The sequence below is a fragment of the Pseudogemmobacter humi genome, assembly GCF_900609055.1.
GTDB lineage: Bacteria > Pseudomonadota > Alphaproteobacteria > Rhodobacterales > Rhodobacteraceae > Pseudogemmobacter > Pseudogemmobacter humi.
In genome coordinates, this window is the sequence record NZ_UXAW01000034.1 from 18517 (window position 1) to 45117 (window position 26601).

21 protein-coding genes and 1 riboswitch are annotated in these 26601 nt (G+C 66.2%); of the genes, 8 read left to right on the forward strand and 13 right to left on the reverse strand.

Translation table 11 applies throughout. The annotated features are described in order from the left end of the window. Window positions 1–6: 6 nt before the first annotated feature. Together XINFAN_RS02735 and XINFAN_RS02740 are read left to right on the forward strand one after the other, a co-directional pair. Window positions 7–552, forward strand: coding sequence for a CpaD family pilus assembly lipoprotein (locus tag XINFAN_RS02735; protein WP_124084968.1), 546 nt, complete (start codon window positions 7–9; stop codon window positions 550–552). Then, entirely contained in the window at window positions 549–992 is a 444-nt protein-coding gene (locus XINFAN_RS02740; protein WP_124084969.1) for a TadE/TadG family type IV pilus assembly protein, read from the forward strand. Before XINFAN_RS02735 ends, XINFAN_RS02740 begins: the two co-directional genes overlap by 4 nt. Before the next feature lie 3 nt (window positions 993–995). Here the strand turns inward: XINFAN_RS02740 and XINFAN_RS02745 are convergent, their stop codons facing one another. Then, complete coding sequence (locus XINFAN_RS02745; RefSeq protein WP_124084970.1) at window positions 996–2699, reverse strand: pilus assembly protein TadG-related protein; 1704 nt, start codon at window positions 2697–2699, stop codon at window positions 996–998. 184 nt (window positions 2700–2883) lie between these two features. Between XINFAN_RS02745 and XINFAN_RS02750 the strand changes: the two genes are divergently transcribed. Together XINFAN_RS02750 and XINFAN_RS02755 are read left to right on the forward strand one after the other, a co-directional pair. Next, complete coding sequence (locus XINFAN_RS02750) at window positions 2884–4188, forward strand: BamA/TamA family outer membrane protein (RefSeq protein ID WP_124084971.1); 1305 nt, start codon at window positions 2884–2886, stop codon at window positions 4186–4188. 129 nt (window positions 4189–4317) lie between these two features. After that, window positions 4318–4896, forward strand: a complete 579-nt coding sequence (locus XINFAN_RS02755; protein WP_124084972.1) for a hypothetical protein — start codon at window positions 4318–4320, stop codon at window positions 4894–4896. Here XINFAN_RS02755 and XINFAN_RS02760 read toward each other — a convergent pair whose 3' ends face one another. The 4 genes from XINFAN_RS02760 to XINFAN_RS02775 form a co-directional block, all read right to left on the reverse strand. After that, a complete protein-coding gene (locus XINFAN_RS02760; RefSeq protein WP_124084973.1) occupies window positions 4897–5535 on the reverse strand; it encodes a response regulator transcription factor in 639 nt (212 codons plus the stop codon). Window positions 5536–5765: 230 nt separating this feature from the next. Further along, window positions 5766–7322 (reverse strand): TerC family protein, encoded by a 1557-nt coding sequence (locus XINFAN_RS02765; protein ID WP_124084974.1) that lies wholly within the window; start codon window positions 7320–7322, stop codon window positions 5766–5768. Window positions 7323–7740: 418 nt separating this feature from the next. Continuing rightward, entirely contained in the window at window positions 7741–10833 is a 3093-nt protein-coding gene (locus XINFAN_RS02770; protein ID WP_124084975.1) for an efflux RND transporter permease subunit, read from the reverse strand. A gap of 12 nt (window positions 10834–10845) precedes the next feature. Next, entirely contained in the window at window positions 10846–11943 is a 1098-nt protein-coding gene (locus XINFAN_RS02775; protein ID WP_124084976.1) for an efflux RND transporter periplasmic adaptor subunit, read from the reverse strand. Between the two features lie 225 nt (window positions 11944–12168). Then, window positions 12169–12298, forward strand: a riboswitch (FMN riboswitch). A 77-nt stretch (window positions 12299–12375) separates the two neighbouring features. Between XINFAN_RS02775 and XINFAN_RS02780 the strand changes: the two genes are divergently transcribed. Then, window positions 12376–12825 carry a 6,7-dimethyl-8-ribityllumazine synthase gene (locus XINFAN_RS02780; protein ID WP_124084977.1) on the forward strand — a complete coding sequence of 150 codons (450 nt, stop codon included), beginning with the start codon at window positions 12376–12378 and terminating at the stop codon, window positions 12823–12825. Here XINFAN_RS02780 and XINFAN_RS02785 read toward each other — a convergent pair whose 3' ends face one another. From XINFAN_RS02785 to XINFAN_RS02820, 8 genes are all read right to left on the reverse strand, one after another. Beyond that, window positions 12826–14475 (reverse strand): glycerol-3-phosphate dehydrogenase/oxidase, encoded by a 1650-nt coding sequence (locus XINFAN_RS02785; RefSeq protein WP_124084978.1) that lies wholly within the window; start codon window positions 14473–14475, stop codon window positions 12826–12828. Then, window positions 14472–15230, reverse strand: coding sequence for a DeoR/GlpR family DNA-binding transcription regulator (locus XINFAN_RS02790; RefSeq protein ID WP_124084979.1), 759 nt, complete (start codon window positions 15228–15230; stop codon window positions 14472–14474). The genes XINFAN_RS02785 and XINFAN_RS02790 overlap by 4 nt, the downstream gene beginning before the upstream one ends. Further along, on the reverse strand, window positions 15227–16741 hold the full coding sequence (locus XINFAN_RS02795; RefSeq protein ID WP_124084980.1) for an FGGY-family carbohydrate kinase: 1515 nt from the start codon (window positions 16739–16741) through the stop codon (window positions 15227–15229). Before XINFAN_RS02795 ends, XINFAN_RS02790 begins: the two co-directional genes overlap by 4 nt. A gap of 51 nt (window positions 16742–16792) precedes the next feature. Beyond that, the gene (locus XINFAN_RS02800) at window positions 16793–17662 is read right to left on the reverse strand and encodes a DeoR/GlpR family DNA-binding transcription regulator (RefSeq protein WP_124084981.1); all 870 of its coding nucleotides are present in this window, start codon (window positions 17660–17662) and stop codon (window positions 16793–16795) included. Between the two features lie 107 nt (window positions 17663–17769). Next, the gene (locus XINFAN_RS02805; RefSeq protein ID WP_124084982.1) at window positions 17770–18717 is read right to left on the reverse strand and encodes a D-ribose ABC transporter substrate-binding protein; all 948 of its coding nucleotides are present in this window, start codon (window positions 18715–18717) and stop codon (window positions 17770–17772) included. Between the two features lie 82 nt (window positions 18718–18799). Continuing rightward, window positions 18800–19852, reverse strand: a complete 1053-nt coding sequence (locus XINFAN_RS02810; protein ID WP_124084983.1) for an ABC transporter permease — start codon at window positions 19850–19852, stop codon at window positions 18800–18802. 25 nt (window positions 19853–19877) lie between these two features. Further along, window positions 19878–21404 (reverse strand): sugar ABC transporter ATP-binding protein, encoded by a 1527-nt coding sequence (locus tag XINFAN_RS02815; protein WP_124084984.1) that lies wholly within the window; start codon window positions 21402–21404, stop codon window positions 19878–19880. A 1-nt stretch (window position 21405) separates the two neighbouring features. Next, complete coding sequence (locus tag XINFAN_RS02820; protein WP_124084985.1) at window positions 21406–22059, reverse strand: DUF2291 family protein; 654 nt, start codon at window positions 22057–22059, stop codon at window positions 21406–21408. 516 nt (window positions 22060–22575) lie between these two features. On the opposite strand from XINFAN_RS02820, the gene XINFAN_RS02825 reads away from it, so the two are divergent. Genes XINFAN_RS02825 through XINFAN_RS02835 form a run of 3 tightly spaced genes read left to right on the forward strand, consistent with a single transcriptional unit; the run spans window position 22576 to window position 26582 of the window. Continuing rightward, window positions 22576–24141 (forward strand): FGGY-family carbohydrate kinase, encoded by a 1566-nt coding sequence (locus tag XINFAN_RS02825; RefSeq protein WP_199286347.1) that lies wholly within the window; start codon window positions 22576–22578, stop codon window positions 24139–24141. Between the two features lies 1 nt (window position 24142). After that, the gene (locus XINFAN_RS02830) at window positions 24143–25642 is read left to right on the forward strand and encodes a glycerol-3-phosphate dehydrogenase (RefSeq protein WP_124084987.1); all 1500 of its coding nucleotides are present in this window, start codon (window positions 24143–24145) and stop codon (window positions 25640–25642) included. A gap of 7 nt (window positions 25643–25649) precedes the next feature. After that, a complete protein-coding gene (locus tag XINFAN_RS02835) occupies window positions 25650–26582 on the forward strand; it encodes a sugar phosphate isomerase/epimerase family protein (protein ID WP_124084988.1) in 933 nt (310 codons plus the stop codon). Window positions 26583–26601 lie beyond the last annotated feature (19 nt).

Sequence of the window (26601 nt, forward strand, 5' to 3'; positions counted from 1 at the left end):
AAAGCGGTGAGCCAGAGACTGACGAGAATCCTTTTGCCGCTGATGGCCGCGGTTCTGCTTGCGGCCTGCGCGGCCGACCGGCCCCTCGTGCCCACCGAACGGATCAGCCCGCAGACGCATGAGGCGGTGCTGTCCTATTCCTTCCTGTCCTGTTCCGCCGAGATCGGCGCCGCCGAGCAGAAGCGGATCCGCGACTTCCTGAACCGCCTCGGACTGACGGCGCAGGACAGGCTGGTGGTCTCGGTGCCGAAGAACCGGCTGCCGGCCCGCGATGCCGAACGCAGGCGCACGCTCAGCCAGATCTTCGCCGCCTGGCCCGCGCAGGTGCGTTTCGTTCAGGACGAGGATTTCCGCGAACTGCCGCAGTCCGAACCCACCGGCATCATCCGCGTCGTGCGCACCCATGGCGTCGCGGTGCATTGTCCCGATGGCCAGGGGGCGACCGGCTGCGCCGGGGCGCATAACCTGGCCGCAATGATCGCCCATCCGGCGGATACGTTCATGCCCGCGCACGGGCGGCGCTATCTGCCCGCTTCCGGAGCCCGGCCATGACAGAGCGGATGCGGCGGTTCCTTCGGCCCGAGGAGGGGGCGGTGACGGTGGAATTCGTCATCATCTTTCCGCTTGTCCTGCTGCTGTTCTTCCTGATCGTCTTCGCCAGCATGGGGATCTCGACCGCCAGCGATGTGCAGCAGGTGGCGCATGAACTCGCGCGTCAGTCGATCGGGCGGCTCAGCCGCAGCGCGCCGGTGGAGGATGTCTGTCAGGATCTGGCCTCGGATACCGCGCTGATGAACCATCTGGTGGACCAGAGCCTGCTGCTCAACCCGGCGAAACTTGCGGTGCAGCCCTGCCCGACCATGCCCACGGCAGATGGTTTCGTGACCGTCACCGTCACCTATAATTTCGCGGGCAGCCTGGTTCAGGCACTGGGCAAGAACTTCGGGCTCAATCTGGGGATCATCACCCGAAGCTCGACGGTCAAGCTCTGACGCTCAGAGCGCCAGCTTGCCCGTGCAGGAGAAATCGTGAACCACCAGCTCGGCCGGGAGGATCTGAACACCCAGGATCTGCAACAGCCCCATCACGATCCCGTCGAGCGCGCCCGCCAGCAGCGACAGAACCGGCACCAGCACCAGATTGGTGATGAGGCCCAGCACAGAATTGAGCAGGATGTTCAGCAGCGGCCCGAGCAGGCCGCCAAGCAGCGTCACCTTGATTTCCAGCCCGTTGATCAGTTGCCGGACGGCATCGCGCAACGGCGCGAACAATGAGGTCAGGCCGACCGTCACCCCGTCACCCGCCAGAAACTGCTGATGGCTGATCGCCACCCGTTGCGGTGTGCCCACCAGGTTGCGCCCGGCCAGGTGCGATTCGATGGTGATGGACACCAGCCCGCGCAGCGCGGCCGAGATATGGCTGTCCACCCGGCTTTGCAGCACCCGCGCCGAAAGCCCCAGATCCGCGAGACTGGGGGTGACGGTGAACTCGGCCAGGGTCTGGCTGCCGGTGGCATTGCAATACAGTTTCTCGGGCACGGCCCGAGCCCGGATCGCGCCCAGATCGAGATCGAGGCCGATCAGCGTCGGCAGACCTGCGGCGCCCAGATCCACGACATCCGCACTCACATCGACATTGGCCTGTTCGATCGTCGCTGCGGGTAGGGGGGAATCGCTCATCCGCGCGACCACCGTCACCGGCTGCGACAACAGACCCACCGTCAGACCGACATTCGCCACCGGCCCGAGATTGAGGCCCAGACCGATTGTGAGCCGCTCGTCGTCGGGCAGCTTCGCCCCCGCCAGCCCCAGCATCGCGGTCACCAGATCCAGCGCGTTCACCGAAATATCGGGCAGCACGTCGCCGATATGCGCCTCGGCCAGCCCGGGCGACAGTTTCAGCAGATCGCCAAGCCGCAGCGATGCCGGTGCGGAACCGGTCCCCACCGGCGTCAGCAGGCTGCCGAGCGGGTCCAGCCCCAGAAGCGAGCTCAGCCGGATCGGCGCGTTCAGCACATCGTTGAAGGTCACGAGCCCGGCGTCGATCCCGAGGTTCAGCGCCTCGGCCCCCAGACCGAGCAGGTTGTTCAGCCCGACCCGCGCATCGGCCAGCCCGCGGTATCCGGCGACATGGGTGGCCAGCCGCAGCCCCAGCACGTTTTGCAACAGCGGATCCAGCATCGAACGGCTGGTGTTCACGCTCAGCAGCGAATTGCGCAGGGAAAAGACGATGATGTCGTTCTGCACAGCCACCGCGGCGCGGCGGATGGTGATGTTCTCGTCTTGCAGCACCGGCCGCAAGAGCAGCGGCGAGAAGGGCGAGGGCACCTTCACCCGCACCGCATTGCTGCCCACCGGATTGTTCTGGTTCGGATGCGGCGTGAATATCCCGTCCTCGGGATCGTAGCTGCCCAGAAGAATGTCGGTGTCGGCCAGAGTGATCTCGCCATAGCGGTCGTTGCGCACGACCACCGCGCGCGCGGTGCTGCGCACCTTTGCCACGTCCGGCAGATACCGCGCGGCGCTTTGCGCCGCCAGGTCGGCCTGAGACTGCACATAGCGCTTTTGCGCGTTCAGCAGCGTCACATCGGTCGCAAGGCCCCCGATCAGCAGTAAAAGCGGAAACATGATCACGAAGAACACCGTGACCGCGCCCTGACTGTCGCGCAGAAAACTTGTGAAAGGCCGGGCTTTGGTCATGTCATTCTCGTCAGGGCGGCATGTTCCGGAGGCGGATCGCCCCCCGGATGAGTCATTCCAGGATAGGATGTATACAAAAGATGGCAAGAATCGGGTGCGCGCAACATCCGGTTGCGATATCACCCTGTTTGTCGTGATTCCGTCCGGCGTTTCCTGTCTCAGCTGCCACTGAGGAGATCAAGACTTGGCTGCCCGTCTGCTCCGGCAACATGCGTTGCCCGTTTCCGTCTTTTTTGCCGCTGCGGGTTTCGCCCTGACCGGCGGGCTTCAGGCGCGCACCTATAATGCGGTCGAAGTGCGCGGCGCCCAGTTCATCCCGCAGGAGAACATCACCGCCGCCTGCGAGATCGTCCCCGGCGTCAGCTACACCGCCGGAGACATGCGCGCGGTGCAGGATTGTCTGATGAACAGCGGCCAGTTCCGCAGCGTCCGGGTCGCGGGCGAGGGCGAGACGCTGGTCGTCTCGGTCGAGGAACTGAACGACCGCCCCGGCCGGATCGAACTGGGTCTCGCTTATGACAGCCGCGACGGCGCCGCCGCCAGCATCTATTTCGAGCGCTACAACCTGTTCCCCGGCACGTTCGGCGCGGTCGAGCTGAAATTCTCCGAAGAGGTGCGGTCGATCCAGACCCATCTCTATACCGCCGACGCCTTCGGCAATGTCGATTTCGGCCTCGATACCGGATTGCGCACCACCGAATACGGCGATCAGGGCTTCACCACGAAGCGCGCCCTGATCGAGCCCTATCTCGCCTGGCCGTTCGACAACGGCGCCCGGGCCGAGTTCGGTCTGGGCTACCGCCGTGACGAGATGTCCGACGTGGTGCCGGGCGCCAGCGCGCTTTTCAGCACCGAGGCCGGCGTGGTCGATGCGCCTTATATCCGCATCGGGCTGAGCTATTCCGGCAACCCGGCCGAGAGTGGCGGCGGCGGCCTGGTGACCGGGCTCTCGCTGTCGCTGGACCAGTATTTCTGGGGCCTCGGCACCGATCAGCGCACCGCCGAGACCCGGGTCGAGGCCGATGCGCGGTTCGCGCTGTCGGACAATACCTCGTTCCTCGTCAGCCTGCGCGGCGGGTTGGTTTCGGCCGAAAGCGGGCAGAGCACCCGGGCGGTGGACCGCTTCTTCATCGGCGGCGCTGATTTCCGCGGCTTCGCCCCGCGCGGCATCGGCCCGAAGGACGGCAATTACTTCGTCGGCGCCAACAAATATTACGTCACCAGCCTGGAATTGCAGCGCGAGATCGATGAGATCCTGGGCACCGAGCCCCGCGTGGGCCTGTTCGCCGATGTCGGCTCGGCCTGGGGGCTGGACGATACCCTCGGCGGCACCATCGACGACAGCCGCCAGATCCGCAGTTCGGTCGGCCTGTCGCTGACGCTGGACATCGGCTCGGTCCCGGTATCGCTGTTCGTGGCGAAGCCGGTGGATTCGCTGCCGACCGATGACCGGCAGAGCTTCGGCGTCAGTTTCAGCACGTCTTTCTGAACCTGATTGCCCGCCCGTTCAGAACACCGATGGCTAAGCCATCGGTGTTTTTCTTTGCGTGCCGCCCAGGTGGCTGCCACGAAAATACCTTATTCTAAAGATTGTTTTGCCAACTAAAGTATGTATTTAATGAGCCATACCCATTGTTGGATGGAGGCCGTGGTGTTCAGATCCTGGCAGTCGCACGAGGCGCCGAAAACCATGCCGGACTCTGCTCTGGTGGTCCGCGTTCCCCCGCGCGACGATCCTCCGGCGGCCGAGGCGATGAGCCTCAAGGCCGACCGGCTTATCGACGCGCCGCTGTGCCCCAAGGGGCTGATCCTGATGTGCGGCGAGATGGGCAGCATGTCGCGCGATCTGTCGGAATGGGCAGACCGGATGCGCGCCGTGGTGATGGTGGTGTCGGAAAAGCGCATGACGATGGACTGGCTGCGCGAATACGCGCCGCGGCTGGATTTCATCCTGGTCGACTCGGATTACCTGGGCGACACCGAGACGACGATCGACTTCTGTCTCCAGGTGCGCCGGGCGGTGCCCTCGCTGCCGGTGGTGCTGGTTTCCAGCGAGGTGCGCTCGCATGATTTCACCTGCGAGCGGATGATGGCCTGCGACGTGACGCTGAAGCCGCCCTTGTTGCAGACCGCGCTGACCATGGGCGTGCAGGCGGCCTATCAGAACAACGAGTATTACAACAGCGCGCTGGCCTGATCAGACCAGTTTCAGATCCCGCGCGGTGATCACCGCCTGGGTGCGGTTGCTGACCCCCAGCTTGCGGCAGATCGACTTGACGTGCATCTTGACCGTGGCCTCGGCGAGCTTCAGCTTCTCGCCGATCTCGCGGTTGGGCTTGCCGTCGGCCAGTTCGTTCAGCACCGAGATCTCCCGCTCGGACAGCGGCGAGACGAAGGCGTTGCGGGCCTTTTGCTCCTGCATCAGCTCCAGCGGGAAATAACGCTCGCCCGCGGCCATGAAACGGATCGCATTGGTCAGGCTTTTCATCGAGGTGGTCTTGGGAATCACCCCCGCCGCGCCGTGTTTGGTCATTTCCTCGACCACGCGCGGCGTCGGCCCGCCGGTGATGATGCCGACCGGGCGGCCGCTGTTCATCTCGGCGATCTGTTTCAGGGTCTCGACCCCGTGCATGCCGGGCATGTCCAGATCCAGCAGGATCAGATCGAAACTGCCGTTCTTCTTCAGCTGCTCGACGGCGCCATCGACCGATACGGCCGTGCTGAGTTTGATGTCGGGCGTGTGTTCCAGCACCATGCCGATGATTTCAAGGATCAGCGTGTGATCGTCGGCGATCAGCACGTGAAGGTCAGGGGCCGTGGGGGGTGCATCCGTCATCGCGCTGTTCTGTGCCCTGTGCTCTTCGGCATGTCGTAACTAAATAAATTCAACGTAAAGAATGTCGTCCAAATGTCGGCACTGTCAAGACATCCGGGCAGGCGGGCAAGCCGAAGGCGGGCCTGATCCGCACCGGAGTAAGGCGAAGCCAGACCTTCGGCCGCATGACGTGCAGCCCGGGGCGGCTGACCTGTCCGTTCGTCTGGCGCTCCGGGTCAAAGGTCGGTGGGTCATTCCGAAGCCGTGGGGGTGACCCGCACCTTGTCGATGGCGCGGCCGTTCATCGCCACGATCTCGAAGCTCAGCCCGTCGAAAACGGTTTTCTCCCCCTCGACCGGCATATGGCCGAGCCGCCACAGGATATAGCCCGCCAGTGTCGAATAGCGCTCGGTGTCGTCCTCAAGATCCGCTTGCAGCAGTTGCGAGGCGCGGCGGATGTCGATCCAGCCGTCCAGCAGCCAGGACCCGTCCTCGCCGCGTTCCTCGGTCAGCGGATCCTCGTCCTCGTCGGGGAAATCGCCGGCGATGGCCTCCAGCACGTCGGTCGGGGTGACGATCCCCTCCAGCGAGCCGAATTCGTCGACGATCACCGCAAGCTGCACCGGCGAGCGGCGAAGCTGCTCCATCATCCGCAGCACCGAGACGCTTTCATGCAACACCAGCGGCTCGCGCACCGAGCGTTCGGGGTTGATCTTCCCCTCGGTCAGCAGGTCGCGCATCAGATCGCGCGCCAGCGCCACGCCGGTGAAATCGTCCAGGTTGCCGCGCCCCACCAGAAAGCGCGAATGCTTCTGATCGAGGATCTGGTCGCGGATCTTCGCCTCGTCGGCATCGAGGTCGATCCAGTCGATCTCGTTGCGCGGGGTCATCACCGAGGTGCAGGGCCGGTCGGTCAGGCCAAGCACGCCCTGGATCATGTCTTTCTCCTCGCGCGCGAACAACTCCTGCTCGGCGGCGCGGTCGGCGATCACATCGGCGGTGCCGCCCAGATCCACCTCGCCGCGCTTGCCGCCCAGAAGGCGCAGCACCGCCTCGGCGGTGCGGTCGCGCATGTCGCCCGAGGTGATGTATTTCTCGCGGTTCCTGCGGCCGATCTGGTTCAGCGCCTCGATCCCGACCGAGAAGCCGATGGCGGCATAGAGATAGCCTTTGGGGATATGGAACCCGAACCCTTCGACGATCAGCGAGAAGCCGATCATCATCAGGAAGCCGAGGCAGAGGATCACCACCGTCGGATGGCGCGAGACGAAGGCCATCAAGGATTTCGCCATCAGGAGCATCACCGCCATGGCGACGATCACCGCGATATACATGATCGACAGATGCTGAACCATGCCGACCGCGGTGATCACGCTGTCGAGCGAGAATACCGCATCCAGCACCACGATCTGCAAGAGAACCTGCCAGAAGGCGACCTGGACCACGCCGGTCTGCTTGCGGCTCTGGTGGCCCTCAAGCCGTTCGTGCAACTCGACCGTGCCCTTGAACAGCAGGAACAGCCCGCCGAAGATCAGGATCAGATCGCGCCCCGAGAAGCCGTGGCCGAAAATGCTGAACAGGTTTGTCTGAAGCGTGACGATCCAGGCGATCGAGGCCAGCAGGATCAGCCGCATCCCAAGCGCGAGTCCAAGCCCGGTGATCCGCGCCCTGTCGCGCTGATGGGCGGGCAGCTTGTCGGCCAGAACCGCGATAAACACGAGGTTGTCGATGCCCAGCACGATCTCAAGCACGATCAGCGTGGCAAGACCGGCCCAGGCGGCCGGGTCGGACATCCATTCAAAGAACACGGGTTCTGGCTCCGGAATGAGAAAGCCGCGCGGGCAGGGGCGCCGCGCGGCGGAAAAGGCATGGGGCTGTGACGGCCGCAAAGGGGCCGGATCGCCGGTTCAGGAAAAGAGAGGGCGGGCGCGCAGCCCTACATCGGCTGGCGGGACCGGCACTTTCGCCGGGATCTTCCGCCGCGGCGGCAGGTGCGGGGCGTTCTGCGCGCGGGCGGGCGCCGGGCATGGCCGCAGGTGCCGGAGAGGCTCCGGTCTTTCTGCTGCATAAGCTGCCGTCGCCGCGTTGCACCGTTTCACCATGTTTCGCCGGCAGCACCGGCATGTCGGGGAAATATATTCGCCATCCCGGCCTGCCCGCAACCCTTTCGGGAAGAGGAAGTTCCCGCGCCGCGATGGAAAAGGGGGCCGCTGGCCCCCTTTCCGGTCAGTGCGAGGCCGAGGCCGATGGCCCGAACTGCCGTTCCACATCGCGTTTGTGCAGCGCGAAGGACGCATCCGAGCGCGAGATCAGCGTGTAGAACATCGGCACCACGAACAGCGTGAACAGCGTGCCGATCAGAAGCCCGGTGAAGATCACCAGACCCATTGCCTGCCGCGCGGCGGCGCCCGCGCCGTCGGCGATGATCAGCGGCACCACGGCCAGCGCCATGGCGGCGGTGGTCATCAGGATCGGCCGCAGACGGGTCTTCGCCGCCGCGACGATGGCCGCGCGGCGGGACAGCCCGTGCTCCTCGCGCTGCTGGTTGGCGAATTCCACCATCAGGATCCCGTGTTTGGTGATCAGCCCGATCAGGGTGATCAGCCCCACCTGCGTATAGATGTTCAGGGTCGAGACCCCGAAATACAGCGGCAGGATCGCGCCGAAGATCGACAGCGGCACCGACATCATGATGACGAACGGGTCGCGGAAGCTCTCGAACTGCGCCGCCAGCACCAGGTAGATCACCACGATGGCCGCGCCGAAGGCCAGCAGGATCGTGTTGCCCTCGGATTTCTCCAGCCGCGACTGGCCCGAATAATCGACGAAGAAGCCGTCGGGCAGCACTTCGGCGGTGATCCGCTCCAGCTCGGCCAGCGCGACGCCGGTCGAAAGCCCGGGCATCGGCATCGCCTGAAGCGTGGCCGAGTTGAGCTGGTTGAACTGCTCGATCGAGGCCGCGCTGACGCCCGGGTTCAGCGTCACCACCGAGGAAAGCGGCAGCATCGCCCCGGTCGATGAGCGCACGAAGAATTCGCTCAGCCGCTCGGGGTTGTCGCGCCATTCGCGCGGCACCTGGGTGATGATGTCGTAGCTGTTGGAATCGCGGTCGAACTGCGCCACCGCACCGCCGCCGACCAGAAGGCCCAGCGTCGTGCCGATGTCGCTGACCGAGACGCCCAGATTGGCGGCGCGGTCGCGGTCGATGGTCAGCCGCACCTGGGGCGCGTCGAAGGACATGCTGTTCTGCACCACGATGAACATGCCGCTCTGCATGGCGCGGTTGCGGATCTCGTCGGCGATCTCGACCACGCGCTCGGGCGGATAGATGGTTTGCAGCACCAGCGCGATCGGCAGCCCGCCCCCCGCGCCCGGCAGCGAGGGCGGCGAGAAGACGTAGCTTTGCAGGCCCGGCGTGCCGTCCAGCGTGGCCTGGATTTCGGCCTGGATCTCGGCCTGGCTGCGGTCGCGCGCGGCCCAGTCCTTCAGCGCCCAGATGTAGAAGCCGGTGTTCGCCGCCCCGCCCATCCCGGCGACCGAGAAATAGGTCTCCAGTTCGGGGATGTCCTTGGTGCGGGTGGTCACTTCGTCGGCGAAGGCCTGGGTGTAATCCAGCGTGGCGTAGCGCGGCGCGTTCATCAGCGCGAACAGCGCGCCCTGGTCTTCCTCGGGCGCGAGTTCCGACGAGGTGTTGAGGAACATGAAGCCGGTGCCGCCCAGAAGCGCCACCACCATCAGGAAGGTGACGGGCCGATAGTCGAGCGACGAGGATACCCGCCGCTCATACCAGTTGGAAATCCCGTTCAGCGTGCGGTCGACGATCTTCTGGAACCGCCCCGGCTCGTCATGGCTGAGCAGCCGCGCCGACATGGTGGGGGTGATGGTCAGCGCGACCACGCCCGAGATGACCACCGACCCCGCCAGCGTCAGCGCGAATTCGGTGAACAGGGATCCCGTCAGCCCGCCGGTGAAGGCAAGCGGCGCCAGCACGGCGGCCAGCGTGATCGTCATGGCGATCACCGGGCCGGTGATCTCTTTCATGCCTTTGATCGCGGCCTGCGGCGGCGTCATGCCCTCGTCGATATGGCGGTGGATGTTTTCCACCACCACGATGGCGTCGTCCACCACCAGGCCGATGGCCAGCACCATGGCCAGCAGCGTCAGGAGGTTGATCGAATAGCCAAGCGCCAGCATCACCGCGCAGACCCCGATCAGCGACAAGGGGATCGTGATGATCGGCATGACCACCGAACGGAACGAGCCGAGGAACAGCAGGATCACCACCACCACGATCAGCACGGCCTCGGCGATGGTCTTGAACACCTCCCAGATCGAGGCCGAGATGGTCTCGGTGCTGTCGTAGACCATGGTGATGCTCATGCCGTCGGGCAGCGTTGCCTGAATGCCGGGCAGGGCCTCCAGCACGTTCGAGGCCACGTCGAGCTGGTTCTCGCCCGGGGCAGGGATGATGCCGATGAAGGTGCCGGGCTGGCCGCGGAAGGTCACGATCCCGTCCGGCTCGCCCGAGGCCAGTTCCACCCGCGCCACGTCGCGCAGCCGCACGGTGCCGTTCTCGCCCTGCATCAGCGGCAGTGCGCCGAAGGCCTCGGCGGTCTGGATGGTGGATTCCAGCGTCAGCGCATAGGCGAAATACTCGTTTTCGGTCTTGCCCGGCGCCGACAGGAAGTTCGAGGCGCGCACCGCCCCCAGCACCTCGGCCGGGGTCACGCCGCGCGCCGAGAGTTGCAGCGGATCCAGCCAGATCCGCATGGTGAACTCCTGGCCGCCCAGGATCTCCATCTGCGCGACGCCCTGGATGTTGGTCACGCGCGGGCTGATCACGCGCTCAAGATATTCGTTCAGCTGTTCGGACGACATATTGGGGTTCTGCACCGCCAGATACATCAGCGCGAACGTCATGCCAGTGCCTTTCAGGATCACCGGATCCTCGGCGTCCGAGGGCAATTGCCCGCGCACCTGGTTGACCTTGGACATCACCTCGGTCAGCGCGATGTCGGGATTGGCGCCCAGCTTCATCTGCACCGTCACCACCGAGGCCGAGGGCCGCGAGGCGCTGGTGATGTAATCCACGTTCTCGGTGGTCGAGACTGCCGCCGCGATGGGCGAGGTGATGAAGCCCTGGATCAGATCGGGGCTGGCGCCGGGGTAGATCGTGGTGACGGTGATCACCGATTCCTCGACCTCGGGATATTGCCGCACCGGCAGGTTGAACACCGAGGCAAGACCGAGGAACATGATCAGCGCGGCCAGCACCGTGGACAGGACGGGGCGGCGGATGAAGATTTCCGAAAAATGCATCGCGCGCGTCCCTTATTGGCCGGTAACGGTCAGCGGGACCGAATTGTCGATCGCCACCTTGCCGCCCGAGGTCAGCCGGTTCTGGCCCGAGGTGGCGATCCGGTCACCGGCCGAGATGCCCTCGGTCACTTCGATCCGCCCGCCGGCGCGGCGCCCGAGCTTGACGAAAACCTGTTCCACGATCAGTTCGTCCTCGGCCTCGCCGTCGCGGATCACGAAGATCGTATCGCCGTAAAGGGTAGAGCTGACGGCGGTCTGCGGCACGGCGATCACGCCGTCTTCCTGCGGCTGGTTGATGGTCACGCGCAGGAACTGGCCCGGAACGATCTGCCCCGAGGGATTGTCCACCTCGGCCCGGACCGAGACCATCCGCGTGTTCGGATCGACCCGCGGCTCGATCCCGATGATGCGGCCCTGGGCCGAAACGTCGCTGACCTCGCTGTAGACCGTGACCGGCCCGCCCATGGTCAGCGCCGCGAGCTGCTGCTCGGGCACCGAGAAATCCACCCGCATCCGCGACAGATCCTGCAAGGTGGCGTAGATCTGGCCGGGGGCGACATATTCGCCAACCTCGATCCGCGGAATGCCGATCTCTCCGGCGAAGGGCGCGGTCAGTTTCTTGCGGTCGAGCGCGGTCTGGCCCTGGGCCACCTGGGCGCGGGCGCTTTCGGTCTGGGCCGCAGCGCTTTCCGTGGCATTGGCCGCCCCGACGCCGCGGTCCTGCAAGGTCTGGGCGCGGTTCGCGTCGGCGATGGCGACCTGAAGCGCGGCTTCGGCGGCGGCCAGCGCGGCCTTCTCGCTGTCGTCGTCGATCTGCACCAGTTGCTGGCCTTCGGTCACGCTGTCGTTGGCGCTGAACATCACCTCACGCACCAGCCCGCCGGATTCGATGGCGAGATCCACGCCCTGGGCCGACAGCGCGGTGCCCACCGCGTCGATCCCGGGCTGCCAGGTCACCGGCTCTACCGTCTCGGCCGAGACGGGCACCGGCGGCGGCACCATTCCGCCCAGATATTGCGCGATCATCTCGTCGCGAAAGAATTTGAACCAGACGATCCCGCCCACGACGAGGCCCAAAAGAATGATCGCAATAATGAGCCGCTTGATCATCGATGTCTCCTGCTTCGCGGGCTTCCGGCGGCGTCATGACAATAGTCCGGCCGCAACCCGGCATAACTGAACTGGTCGGTTCGCTTAGTCAATGCTGCAAAGTTGCACACAGATCCTGGCATTTCCCTGAATAATGGATAGGGAAATGGCGGCAGATCACAAGCCCGCGCGTGCAATCGGCAAATCCATCCTCTTGATTTCAGCTTTTGCGCCATGTTAGCCCTTGGAAGTTCTCAGGGCGGGGTGAGATTCCCCACCGGCGGTGACAGCCCGCGAGCGCCTTTCTTCGGGAAGGGTCAGCAGATCCGGTGAAATTCCGGGGCCGACGGTATAGTCCGGATGAAAGAGAACCGCGTATGGAACGGGCCTGCCCGGTCATGCGTGGGACATGCTCTGGGACCTGACACGTTAACGCAACGGATAGGTTCCGAAATGACGACCAAAACTCCCCGTATCGCCTTCATCAAGGCAAGCTGGCACGCCGATATCGTCGATCAGGCGCTGGCCGGGTTCAACGCCGAGGCCGCAAAGCTGCTGCCCGGCGCGCAGATCGACGCCTTCGCGGTGCCCGGCGCTTTCGAGATGCCGCTGGTGGCGAAGAAACTGGCAAAGACCGGCAGGTATGACGCCATCGTCGCCGCCGCGCTGGTGGTGGACGGCGGCATCTACCGGCACGACTTCGTCGCCTCGGCCGTGGTCGACGGGCTGATGAACGTCGGGCTGGAAACCGAAGTGCCGGTGTTCTCGGTTTCGCTGACGCCGCACAATTTCCAGCCGGTGGATTCGCTGGTGAACTATTTCACCGATCATTTCGTGAAGAAGGGCGCCGAGGCCGCCCATGCGGTGAAGCAGATCCTCGACCTGGAGCCCTCGCTGGCCTGATCACGCCAGACGCAGGCGGTGGCGGTTTTCCAGCCTCGCTTGCGTCTGGTCCAGTTCCTGCTGCCGCCGCGCCTCGTCCCAGTGCAGCGCGGCGGCGGTCACGCGGGCGGCTTCGGCAAGGCCCGCCGCGCTCAGCCGCCCGGTCACCGCGAGGGCGGTGCGCCGCATCACCAGATCGTCCAGATGCACGACCTGCTCATGGCGCACCAGCCAGCCGAGCTCCTGAAGGCTATACTCCGGCGCATCCGCCAGCGGCGAGGGCGCCGCGCCCTCGGCCATCAGAACCGCGCGCGCGCCGCTGCCGTAGCGCGCCAGCAAGAGGGCGGCGCGTTCCTGGGTGGCGCCGGTCTCGCGCGCCGCCTGCGCCGCCCAGGCTCCGGGGTCGGCCGGATAATCCCGCCCGCCGCCGATCGGCAGGTCTTGCGTGGACACAAGCCGCGCGCGCCCCAGCCGGGTCAGCACCAGATCGGTCACCTCCTCGGCGAAACCGCGGAAGGTAGTCCATTTGCCACCCACCAGCGAGACGATGGGCCAGGACCGCGCCCCTTCGGGTTCCGCCACCGGGGCGGAATGGTCGCGGCTGATCAGCCCCACCGCCGTTCCGTCCGAGGCCGGCAGCGGCCTTATCCCGGAACAGGCATAGACGATCTGGTCCTGGCTGAACCGCAACCCCGGCAACAGCCCCGCCAGCGCCTGCATGAAATAGGCGATCTCGTCGTCTTCGCAGCGCACCTCGTCGGGGTTCGCCGCGCGGATGTCGGTCGAGCCCACCAGCGCCCGGCCGAGATAGTCGAAGACAAGGCAGATCCGCCCGTCGTCGGCTTCGAAATAGATCATCCGCCCGTTCAGCGCCCGGATCAGCCCGGGGTGGTCCAGGAGGATATGCGAGCCCTTGGTGCCGCCGATCAGCCTGGACGGCGCGCCGAGGGTCTCATTTACCCGGTCGATCCAGGGACCGCCTGCGTTGATCACGATCTTTGGTCGCAGCGCCAGTTCGCGGCCATCCGCTGCCCGCAGCCGCACCACCGATCCGTCGGTGCCCAACAGCTCTGCATGGTTCAGCGCCCGCGCGCGAGGTTCGGCGCGCAGCCCGTCCTGGATCAGCTCCAGCACCAGCCGCTCGGGCATCGAGACCTTCGCGTCGTAATAGGTGCCCGCCGCCACGATCCGCGGCGTCAGCGGCGGGATCTCCCGCAGTGCCCGCGCCCTCGACCACAGCTTGTGCTTCGGCATCACCCGGCGCCGCGCGCCGTGGATGTCGTAGATCATCAGCCCGATCTTGATCAGCACCGCCCCCCGGCTGCGCGGCGCCGTGGTCGAGCCGAAAAGCGTGCGGATCGCCGCCGGAATCCCCCGCAGCCAGGAAAAGATCGGGATCACCGTATGCAGCGGATGGACGGCATGGGGCGCGTTTCTCAGCAGGAGATTGCGCTCCAGAGTCGATTGCGCGACCAGGCCGAATTCGCCGGTCTCCAGATATTTGATCCCGCCATGGATCAGCCGCGACGGCGCCGCCGAAGTGCCGGAACCGAAATCGCCCTTGTCGGCGATCACCACCTCAAGCCCCTGTTCGCAGAGGTCGCGGAAGCTGCCCGCGCCGTTGATCCCGGCGCCGAGGATCAGCACGTCGATGTCTTTCACGTCAGTCATTTCACGGGCACCAGGGTCAGGGGAACACCGGCCTCGCGCAGTGCGCGGGCGGTGTCCTGGGGAAGCATGTCGTCGGTATAAACCGCGTCGAAATCTCTCAGCCCGGCAAAGCGGTGCAGCGCGACCCGGCCGAATTTGGAACTGTCGACCAGCAGCACCTTGCGCGCCGCCGCCCGCAGCATCGCCTGTTTGACGCGGGTGACGCGGGCGTCCTGGATCAAAGCGTCCAGGTCAGAGACGGCCGAGGCCGAACAGATCGCCAGATTGACCCGCAGCCCGGCCAAAGCATTCTCGCAAAGGTGGCCGATGAAGGCGTTGTAGGTCGGATGATAATCACCGCCGAGCGCGATCAGCTCCAGATCCGGTTGCCCGGCCAGGCGCTGCATCAGCCCGAGGCTGTTCGTCGCCACGGTCAGTGGCACCCGCCCCGGCAGGTGCGGACCAAGGGCCGCGGCGGTGGTGGAATCGTCGATCAGCACCGCCTGGCCCGGCAGAATCTCCGCCAGCGCGGCCCGCGCCAGCGCGGCCTTGGCCTGAGGCGCGCGGCTCTCGCGCCAGGAGAACAGGCTCTCATAGACGCCCGAGGGCTGGGCGCTGACCGCGCCGTGCAGCTTGCGCAACACGCCCTGGCGGGCCAGTTCCTCGACATGGCGGTGGATCGTCATCCGCGAGACGCCGAAGGCCATGGCCAGATCGTCGGTCCTGACCTCGCCGCGTTCGATCACATAAGCGGCGATTTCGTCGCGCCGGTTCATGTGCTTAAGCCCTCCAGCCGGGGCCAGAGCGGGGCCATCGCCTGCGCGATCTCGCAATGCAGAGCGTAGCGTTTCGCCATATCCGCGCTGCGGGCGGGATCGGGCCGCCAGGTCCGCCCGAGCGCGGCCAGATCGCGCGGGTCGGCGGTCGGGCTGTCGAACAGCCCCACGGCCGCACCGGCGCAAAGCGCCGCGCCCCAGGCGGCGGGCTCTTCGGTTTCCGTCACCGTGACCGGCATGGCCAGCACATCGGCGAAGACCTGGGCGAACAAAGGATTGCGCGAAATGCCCCCGGTCAGCATCGCGGTTTCCGGGCGGAACCCCTCGCGCAGGGCATCGACATGCAGGCGGTGGTTGAAGGCGATCCCCTCGATCACCGCCCGCAGCATGTCGCCGCGGTTGTGCCAGCCGCGCAGGCCGAGGAACCCCGCCGAGGCCCCCGCGCCATGCGGCGAGCCGAACAGATAGGGGTGGAACATCAGGCTGGAGTCCCGCCCGAAAGCCGCTTCGATTTCGGGCGTCACCACGGCGTGGAAGCTCTCGCCCGCCGCCTCGGTCCGGGCGCGGTCCTCGCCGCAGAGCGTATCGAGGAACCAGTCGTAATTCGCTGCCGAGGCGGGCGAGATCGCCATGTTGTTCCATTCGCCGCGCCTGAGCCCGTTGCGGCAGAACCAGCGCGGGTCGGTCTGCGGGTGCCCGGAAACCGTCTCGTTGATCGAATAGGTGCCGGCGACGATGGCGACCCGGCCCTTGCCGTGCCCGCCGATCCCGAGCGCCGAGGCCGTCACGTCATGCAGCCCGGCGACCACCGGCGTGCCCGCCCGCAGCCCGGTCAGCGCGGCGGCGGCTTCGGTCACATGGCCGACGATCTCATCGGGCCGCGCCACCTGGGGCAGGGACAGGGCGCCGAGGCCGTAGAGCGGCAGGATGTCGGGGTGGTAATCCTGGCTGGTGACTTCGGTGAAAGAGGTGCTGGCCTCGGTCAGATCGGTGCCGATCGTGCCGGTCAGGCAGTAACGCAGCCAGTCTTTGCAGGCGAGAACATGCGCGATGCGGGCGAACCGCTCCGGCTCGTTGTCCCGTATCCAGGCCAGCAGCGCCGCCGGGGCCGAGGCATGCGGCATCTGCCCCGTCAGGGTCAGCGCCCGCGCGGCAGTCCCGTCCGCCGCCCACAGATCCGCAACCGCCCCCGCCCGGCTGTCGAGCGAGAGGATGCCGTTTCCGAGCGGCGCGCCCTCGCGGTCCAGCAGATAAAGCCCGTCGCCATGGGCGGTCGCCGCCACCGCCACGATGTCGCCAGCGCGGCCCGAGTTTTCCAGCGCCTCGGCCACCGCTTCCGCCGTCGCGCGCCACAGCGCCGCCATATCGCGCTCGACATGATGCGGGCGAGGCATGATCTGCGGCAGCCGCCGCCGCGCCACCGCAAGCGCCCGGCCGGTGGCGTCGAACACCACCGCCTTGGTCACGGTCAGCCCGTTGTCGATCCCGAGAAGGCAGGGGGTGGCAGTCATGGCGCGCTCCGTCATCCGACGAAGTTACCATTGCATGATGTTAAATTAACATCAACTGGCGTTACAATCTTCTTCCGCAGGCACCGGCACCACCTGCAATTTCACCCCGGTCTGCCGCATCTGGTCAAGGATCCGGGGCGGCACGCCCTCATCGACGATCACCAGGTCGAAATCGCGCAAAGGGCACATCGAATGCAGCGCGCGGCGGGCGAATTTGGTGTGGTCGGCCAAAAGGATGCGCCGCGCCGCGCTGTCGAACATGGCGCGTTTGGTCTCGACCATTTCGGGGCTCTGGTGGAAGGCGAGCCCGTCGGTGATCGCCGCCATCGACATGAACACCAGATCCGCGCGCAGCCGGCGGATCTCGGCCGTCGTCACCGGCCCCATGAAAGCGTTGCACCAGGAATGGAACTGCCCGCCCAGACCCAGAAGCGAGATGTCGGGCGTGGCCTTCAGCGCGTTCATCAGCGTCAGCGAATTGGTGATCGCGGTCAGCGGCACGCGCTGCGCCAGATGCGGGATCATCTGCAACACGGTGGTGCTGTCGTCGAAGAACGCCGACTGGCCGGGCTCTATCGCGCTGGCCGCCGCCGCGGCGATGGCGCGTTTCTCGGCCGACTGGCGGCTTGTGCGGTAAACGTCGCTGGCCTCGATCAGGCTGGTGGGCGCGGCCGAGACCACGCCGCGCGTCTTGCGCAAAAGCCCGCGGCTGGCCAGTTCGTCCAGGTCGCGATGCGCGGTCATCAGGCTGATGCCGAAGCGTTCGGTCAGATCCTCGATGCGGATCGTGCCCTCGGCCATCACGGTTTCGGCGATCATCTGGCGCCGGGCGATCTGGCGCGCATGGCGGCTGTCGGCCGGAAGAATGTCTGCCGCCAGCCGCGGCTCGGGCTGGTCGGTCGATAGCCTGCTGTCGGACATGAGGCGCCTCCCGGGTGCGGGATAGAGCATTTCGCCGGAAACGCAACGCCGCCTTCATGCGGGCCGCGAGAGGGGGCGGGCCGGGGTCTCCGGCCCGCCCGCAGGGATCATTCCGACAGAACGAACGGGGCGGTGTATTTGTCCACGTTCTCGGCGGTGATCAGCAGGCAGTCGAACAGCTGCTTCTCGGTCGCCGCGCCGGTTTCGCCGGTCTTGATGAAATTGTCGGCCTGGCGCACCGCCTCGGCCGAGAAGATGGCGACGGGTTGCAGCACGGTATATTGCATCTCGCCGGCCTTCACCGCTTCGACCGCATCGGGCGAGCCGTCGAAGCCGCCGACCTTGACCTGCTCCAGCTTGCCCGCCTCTTTCAGCGCGGCGATGGCGCCAAGCGCCATTTCGTCATTGCCAGAGATCACGCCGATGATGTCGGGGTTCGCCTGCAAGAGCGACTGCATCTTCTGGTAGCCCTGGGTGCGGTCCCAGTTGGCGACTTCCTGGCCCTTCTTCACCAGGTCGGGGTATTGAGTGATGACGGTCTCGTAGCCGTTCGAGCGGGTGGCGGCGTTGTTGTCCGCCGGATTGCCGAACAGTTCGACGAAATTGCCGCTGTCGCCGACCGCCTCGACCCATTGCTGCGCGCCAAGCGCCGCGCCCTGGGCGTTGTTCGAGACGAGCTGCGCCTTGGCGAGGCCCTCCTGGTTGATCTCGGCATTCACCAGGAACACCGGGATTCCGGCGTCGACCGCCTTTTTCACGGCGCCGATCGAGCCGTCGGCATTGGCCGGGTCGAGGATGATCGCCACCGATTTGTTGGTGATCGCGGTGTCGATCAGGGTGCTTTCGGTATTGGTGTCGCCTTTGTGCGACGAGACATTGGCGGTATAGCCCAGCTCTTCGGCGGTGGCTTTGGCGACTTCGCCCTCGGTGAACCAGTAGGGGTTCGCCGGATCGGTGACGATGATCGAGATCAGCCCATCGGCCGAGGCGGCATAGGCCATCATCGGCAGCGCGGCGGCGGCGCCCATCAGCGCGCGGCGGGTCAGTTTAAGCATTCGGATCTCCTCCCTGGGGTTGCGAAATGCGGGGTCTTGCTGTGTCCGCCCGGGGCGTGGCCCGGACGGGGAAGTCCGGGGGTCACGCCTTGCGCGCGCCCTTGCCGTATTGGATCGAGTTCATCAGCACCGCGAGCACGATCACCGCGCCGGTGAACACCGTCTGCCAGTAGGACGACACGCCGACGATCACGAGACCGGCCGACAGAAAGCCGATCACGAAGGCGCCCAGCATGGTGCCCAGCACCGTGCCGCGCCCGCCGGTCAGCGCCGCCCCGCCGATCACCACCGCGGCGATGGCGGTCAGCTCGTAGGTGGTGCCCGCGGTCGGCCCGGCCGAGGTGAGCTGCGACGACAGCACCAGCCCGGCGATGGCCGAGAGCACGCCGGAAAGCGTGTAGACCGTGATCTTCACCCGCCTGACCGGCACGCCCGACAGTTCCGCCGCGCGCTCGTTCCCGCCCGAGGCGTAGAGCCAGCGCCCGAAGGCCGAGCGGCTGAGCATCGCCCAGGCGATCATGGCGCAGGTGAACAGCACGATCACCGAGATCGGAATCCCCCACAGCCGGTTGAAGCCCAGCCAGTTGAAGCCGGTGTTCCCGAGTTCGGCCTTGCCCGAAAGGTTGTTGTAGGTCAGGCCGTTGGTCATCAGGAGCGCCACGCCCCGGGCGACATACATCACGCCCAGAGTGGCCACGAAAGCGGGCACCCGGAACCAGGCGACCAGCACGCCGTTCACTGCGCCGACAAGACCGCCAAGCGCGCAGGTCAGCACCACCACCGCCCAGACCGGCGGATAGAGGATGACGCCCATCGCCTTCACCTCGACGCCCTGCATCATCGCGCCCGCCACCACGCCGCAAAGCGCAAGGATCGAGCCGACCGACAGGTCGATGCCGCCGTTCAGGATCACCAGCAGCATCCCGATGGCCAGAAGCCCGTAGATCGCCACCTGGCTGGCCATGATCAGGAAATTCGGCAGCGTGAAATAGTTCGGCGACAAGAGCGAGAACACCAGGACGATGGCGATCAGGGCAAAGAAGGCGCGGCCTTCCAGCAAAAGGCGCAGCAGGCTGAACCCTTCGCCTTTGGGGGCGCTGGCAGGGGCCGGGCGGGTGTGGGACTGGTCCGACATGAATGGTTTTCCCTGAACTGCTGTCTCAGGCCGCGTGCGCTTCGCCCGAGGCGGCCATGATCATTTCCTTGCTGGCGCTGGCGTCGAATTCGGCCGAGATCCGGCCCTTGTGCATGACGATGATGCGATGCGCGATGGACAGGCACTCGCTGACTTCCGAAGTCGTATAGACCACGGCAAGGCCCTGTTTCGCGCCCTCGGCCAAAAGGCGGAACACCTCGGCCTTGGCGCCGATGTCGATCCCGCGCGAGGGCTCGTCCAGCAAGATCACCTTCGGCTTCGTCGCCATGATCTTGCCGATCACCACCTTCTGCTGGTTGCCGCCCGAGAGCGAACCGATGGGCGCATTGCCGCCCGGGGTCTTGACCGTCACGTCGCGGATCGTGTCGCGGATCAGCTTCTGCTCGGCCCGGCGCGAGGTGAAGATCCCGCGGGTGAAGGCGCGGATCGAGGCGAGCGAGAGATTCTGCCCGACGCTCATCGTCTGCACCAGGCCGTCGCGCTGCCGGTCTTCGGGCACCAGCGCCAGCCCACGCGCGATGCGCTGGGCGATGGAGAGATGCGAAATCCCCGCGCCTTCCAGCTCGATCCTCCCCGAGGCGGCGCGCAGCCGACCGGCGAGGGTCTCCATCAGCTCGGTCCGGCCGGCGCCCATCAGCCCGTAGATGCAGACCACCTCGCCCGCGCGCACATCCAGCGACAGATTGTCCACCACATTGTAGGGATTGCCGCCCGGATCGGGCAGTACCAGGTTCTGCACCGACAGCGCCACCTTGCCGAACTCATATCCCGAGGGCGGCGCGCCAAGGTCGTAATTCTCGCCCACCATATTGCGGACGATCCAGTTCAGGTCGATCTGATCGCGCGGCGCCCAGGCGGTCATGGTGCCATCGCGCAGCACCACGGCGTGATCGGTGATCTGGAGCGCCTCTTCCAGGTGGTGCGAGATATAGACGATGGAGACGCCCTTCGCGGTCAGGTCGTTGATCACTTTGAACAGCACCTCGACCTCGGAGGCCGACAGTGCCGAGGTCGGCTCGTCCATGATCAGGATCCGGCTGTCGACCGACAACGCCCGGGCGATTTCCACGATCTGCTGCTGGCCGAGGCGCAGATCCTCGACCGGGGTCAGCGGGTCGATGTCCTCCTCAAGCCCGGCCATCAGCCTGCGGACCTGGGCTTCCTCTTCGGCGTAGTTCACGCCGGTCGGCCCCATGATCTCGCGCCCCATGAAGATGTTGTCGCGCACCGAAAGGTTCGGCGCGAGGCTCAGTTCCTGGTGGATGATCGAGATGCCCAGATCGCGTGCATGGGTCGAGTTCTGGAACGTCACCGGCTGGCCGTCGAGGATGATCTCGCCCGACGAGGGCTGGATCACCCCGGACAGGATCTTCATCAGCGTGGATTTCCCGGCGCCGTTCTCGCCGAACAAGGTGGTGACCTGGCCGCGGTGAATGTCGAAATTCACCCCCTTCAGCGCATGGACCGCGCCGTAGGATTTCGCCACGTTGCGCGCGGCAAGGACGACCTCTCTTGCATCCGGGCCCGCCATGTCACTGCACCGTCACGCGGACCGGGGTGACCAGCCACATCTTCGGATTGATCAGCCGGAAGGCGCCGGTCACTTCCAGCGTCTTGCCGGCAAGGGCCGCGGTGTCGATCCCGTCCAGCACGGCGGCCTTCATCGCGCGGTTGATGCCCGAGCCCGCGTCCTGATATTCGATCTGGTTCTTGAAACTGCCGAAGGCGATGTCGCCCGGCGCGTCGCGCAGATCGGTGCCGTTGATCGCCGGCCCGGTTTGCAGGCGGACGCGGATGTCGTCGGGCAGGCCCTCGACCTTCATCTCGTAGACGCCGGATTTCACCTCGCCCGCGGTGCCGGTGAATTTCACCATCATGATCGCGCCGGTGGTCGAGGCGGTGCCATAGGCTTTCGCCGCCGCATCCTTGTCGGCCAAAGCGGCGGGGCCGAGGGTCAGCGCGTCCACGGCTTTCGCCTCGACGAATTCCTGGATGCGCGGAAATTCCTGCTGGCCGTAAGTGTCGGGCGAGAACGCCTGCTGGCGCACATCGGCCTCGGATCCGATCCGTACCACGGTGGTGTCGAGCGCGATTGCGGCCAGAACGGCAAGGATCAGCCCGCCGGTGATCAGGAGGCCGCGGCGGGATTGTGCCGGGCGCATAGCGGTTTCTGTGGACTGGCTCATGCGGCGAACCCCGATGCGATGCGGAAAAGGCCGACGGGTGCGGCGGCGGCACAAGGCAGGCGATCCTGTGGCACGGTCCTTCTCCTCCCCTTCGCGATCCGTCCCTGCACGCTCCTCAACGCGCCGGCGCATGGGCCGGGGGATTCGTCGCCTCTGTCGATCCAATTGTGATAGGATAGTGATATATTGCTCGTCAAGTAAGATATGAAATGACGGCTTCTTGGGGCAGAGGGGCGCTTGCGGTCGCCCTGCGGCGGGGCGATTCGGCATGGTGGCCGACTCGGAAAGATCCACGGCGTCCGGAAGAGGCCTGTTCGCGTAACAGGCTTAAAAACATGAAATAAAATACAGATCCAGCCGCGGGTTCCGCGGGGCGGAATTGTCTCTCGATCACGGCAGGATCGCTCAGCATCTGACCTCATTTTAACTGAAATAATTTTCTGTGTCCGTAAAATAATTCATTCACTGTGCGATAGTTGTGTTATATATCCCCGGGGGAAGAGCGGGAGGCTGCCGGTGGCCGGAACGGACATTCTGATCGGAATCGACGCGGGCACTTCGGTGATCAAGGCGGTGGCCTTCGATCTGGCCGGGCGGCAGCTTGCCAGCGCCGCGGTGCCGAACCGCTACACCACCGGGGCCGACGGATCGGCGACTCAGCCGCTGGCGCAGACCTGGGACGATTGCGCGCAGGCGTTGCGGATGCTGGGCGAAAAGGTCGAAAGCCTCGCCATCCGCACCGCCGCGCTGGCGGTGACGGGGCAGGGCGACGGCACCTGGCTGGCCGGGAAGGGCAACGCGCCGGTGGGCGACGCCTGGCTCTGGCTCGACGCCCGCGCCGCGCCCACGGTGGGCGAACTCGCCGCGCGGCAGGCCAACCGCGCCAGGTTCGAGGCGACCGGCACCGGGCTGAACACCTGCCAGCAGGGCAGCCAGATGGCGCATATGCGCGCGCACCGGCCCGAGCTGCTTGAGGCCGCCGAAGTGGCGCTGCATTGCAAGGACTGGCTCTATCTGAACCTTACCGGGGTGCGGGCGACCGATCCTTCGGAGGCCAGCTTCACCTTCGGCAATTTCCGCAACCGGCAATATGACGGCACGGTGATCGCCGCCCTGGGGCTGGAAGATCAGCGCCACCTGCTGCCCCCGATCGTCGAGGGCACCGAAATCACCCATCCGCTGACGCCGGAGGCCGCGCGCGAGACGGGTCTGCGGGCCGGAACGCCGGTCAGCCTCGGCTATGTCGATATGGTGATGACCGCGCTGGGGGCCGGGGTCTATGGCGGCGGGGGCAGGGACGTGGCCTGTTCCACCGTGGGCTCGACCGGGGTGCATATGCGCGCGGTGCGCTGGCAGGAGGTGCATCTGAACGCCGAAGGCACCGGCTATGTGATCTGCCTGCCGGTGCCGGGCGTCGTGACCCAGGTGCAGACCAATATGGCGGCGACGCTGAACATCGACTGGGTGCTGAACCTTGCCGCCGACGTGCTGAAGGGCTTCGGCCAGGACGCCGGCCCGCGCGATCTGGTCGGCCATATCGACCGTTGGCTTGTCGCCAGCCGCCCGGGGCAGATCGTCTACCATCCCTATATCTCCGAGGCGGGCGAGCGCGGCCCCTTCGTCAACGCCCGGGCCCGCGCGGGGTTCACCGGCCTGTCGCAGGCCCATGGCTACGCAGATCTTCTGCGCGCGGTGGCCGAGGGCCTGGGCCATGCGATGCGCGACTGTTACGCCGCCATGGGCCGCCTGCCGGGCGAGTTGCGGCTGACCGGCGGCGCGGCACGCTCGGCCGCTTTGCGCGGGATCTTTTCGGCCAGCGTGAACGCCCCGGTCCGGGTCTCTGCGCGCGAAGAGGCAGGCGCGGCGGGGGCGGCGATGATGGCTGCGGTTGCCATCGGCGCTTACCCGGACATGGACGCCTGCGTCGCTGAATGGGTGCTGCCGCTTCTGGGCGAGGCCGAGCCGCCCGACCCCGCGCTGGTCGCGGCTTACGACCGGATCTTCCCCGCCTACCGGGCCGCGCGCGAGGCGCTTCCCCCCGCATGGGACGCGCTCGCCACGGCCCGCCGCACAGGAGACTGACATGGAAACCATCGACCTTTTCGTGATCGGAGGCGGCATCAACGGCGCCGGTGTCGCGCGCGACGCGGCGGGGCGGGGGCTTTCGGTGGTGCTGGCCGAGAAGGACGACCTGGCCGAGGGCACCTCTTCGCGCTCGGGCAAGCTGGTCCATGGCGGGCTGCGCTATCTGGAATATTACGAATTCCGCCTGGTGCGCGAGGCGCTGATCGAGCGCGAGGTGCTGATGAACGCCGCGCCCCATATCATCTGGCCGATGCGCTTCGTGCTGCCGCATTCGCCGCAGGACCGGCCTGCCTGGCTGGTGCGGCTTGGCCTGTTCCTTTACGACCATCTGGGCGGGCGGAAGAAACTGCCCGGCACCCGCACGCTGAACCTGCGGCGCGACCCCGAGGGGGCGGCGATCCTCGACCAGTTCCCGAAGGGGTTTGAATATTCCGACTGCTGGGTCGATGACGCGCGGCTGGTGGTGCTGAACGCGCTTGGTGCTGCGGAAAAGGGCGCGCTGGTGCTGACCCGCTCGCCCGTGGTCAGCGCGGTGCGCGAAGGTGGCGCCTGGACCGTGACCACCCGCGACTCGCGCAGCGGGCAGGAGCGGGTTTTCCGCGCCCGCTGCGTGGTGAACTGCGCCGGGCCCTGGGTCTCGGACGTGATCGGCCGGGTTGCGGGCTCGAAATCCAGCCGCAACGTGCGGCTGGTCAAGGGCAGCCACATCATCGTGCCGAAATGGTGGGCCGGGCAGAACGCTTATCTGGTGCAGAACCACGACAAACGGGTGATCTTCATCAACCCCTATGAGGGCGACCTGGCGCTGATCGGCACCACCGACATCGCTTACGAGGGCCGGGCCGAGGAGGTGACGGCGGACGAATCCGAAATCGACTATCTGATCGCCGCGGTGAACCGCTACTTCAAGGAAAAGCTGCGGCGCAGCGACGTGCTGCACAGCTTCTCGGGCGTGCGGCCCTTGTTCGACGACGGCAAGGGCAACCCCTCGGCGGTGACGCGGGATTACGTCTTCGATCTGGATGAGACCGACGGCGCGCCGCTTCTGAACATCTTCGGCGGCAAGATCACCACTTACCGCGAACTGGCCGAGCGGGGGTTGCACCGGCTGAAACGCATCTTTCCGCAGATGGGGCCGGACTGGACCGCCCGCGCCCCGCTGCCTGGCGGCGAGATCCCGGGCGCCGATTACGAGAGCTTCGTGAACGCAAGCCGCGACGCCTTCCCCTGGATGCCGCGCGCTTTGGTGCAGCATTACGCGCGGCGCTACGGCGCGCGGATGAAGGATCTGGTCGGCGGGGCCGCTTCGCCGGACGGTCTGGGGCGGCATTTCGGCGGGCTGTTCTACGAGGCCGAGGCGCTTTATCTGATCGAAAAGGAATGGGCGCAGACGCCCGAGGACATCCTCTGGCGCCGCACCAAACACTATCTGCATCTGAGCCCCGCCGAGCGCCAGGCCTTTGCCGACTGGCTCGCTGCCCGCCCTGCCGCCGCCTGAGGACGCCATGAAGCTGACCCTTTCGCTGAACACCAACCCGCTGGTGAACCGCTTCGCCGAGCCCGCCGATCTGATCGACACGGTGGCGCGGCAGATCCGCATCCGCGATCTGCAACTGACGCATGAGTTCATCAACCCGTCCTGGCCCGCCCCGGTGATCCGGCGGCTGACCCGCGACATGGCGCAGGCGCTGGCCCGCACCGGGGTGCGGGTGACGAGCGGAATGACCGGGCCTTACGGGCGGCTGAACCACTTCGGCCACCCCGACCGCGACGTGCGGCGCTATTATGTGGACTGGTTCAAAACCTTCGCCGATATCACCGCCGATCTGGGCGGGCACTCGGTCGGCACCCAGTTCGCGATCTTCACCTATAAGGATTACGACGACCCGGCGCGGCGCGAGGACCTGATCCGCATCGCCATCGACTGCTGGGCCGAGGTCGCCGAACACGCCAAAGCCGCCGGGCTGAAATACGTCTTCTGGGAGCCGATGTCGGTCGGCCGCGAATTCGGCGAGACCATCGCGGAATGCCTCGCGTTGCAGGACCGGCTGACGGCGGCCAATATGGCGGTGCCGATGTGGATGATGGCTGATATCGACCATGGCGACGTGACCAGCCAGAACCCCGACGATTTCGACCCCTATGCCTGGGCGCGGGCGGTGCCGAAAGTCAGCCCCATCATCCACATCAAGCAAAGCCTGATGGACAAGGGCGGCCACCGCCCCTTCACCGCCGAATTCAACGCCAAAGGCCGGATCCAGCCCGCACCGCTGCTGGCCGCGCTGGCCGAAGGCGGCGCCACTGACAACGAGATCTGTCTCGAACTCAGCTTCAAGGAGCGCGAGCCGAACGACCGCCAGGTGATCCCTCAGATCGCCGAGAGCGTGGCTTTCTGGGCGCCCCATATCGACACCGGCGTGCAGGATCTGCATATCTGACCGCCCCGTCACGGAAGGA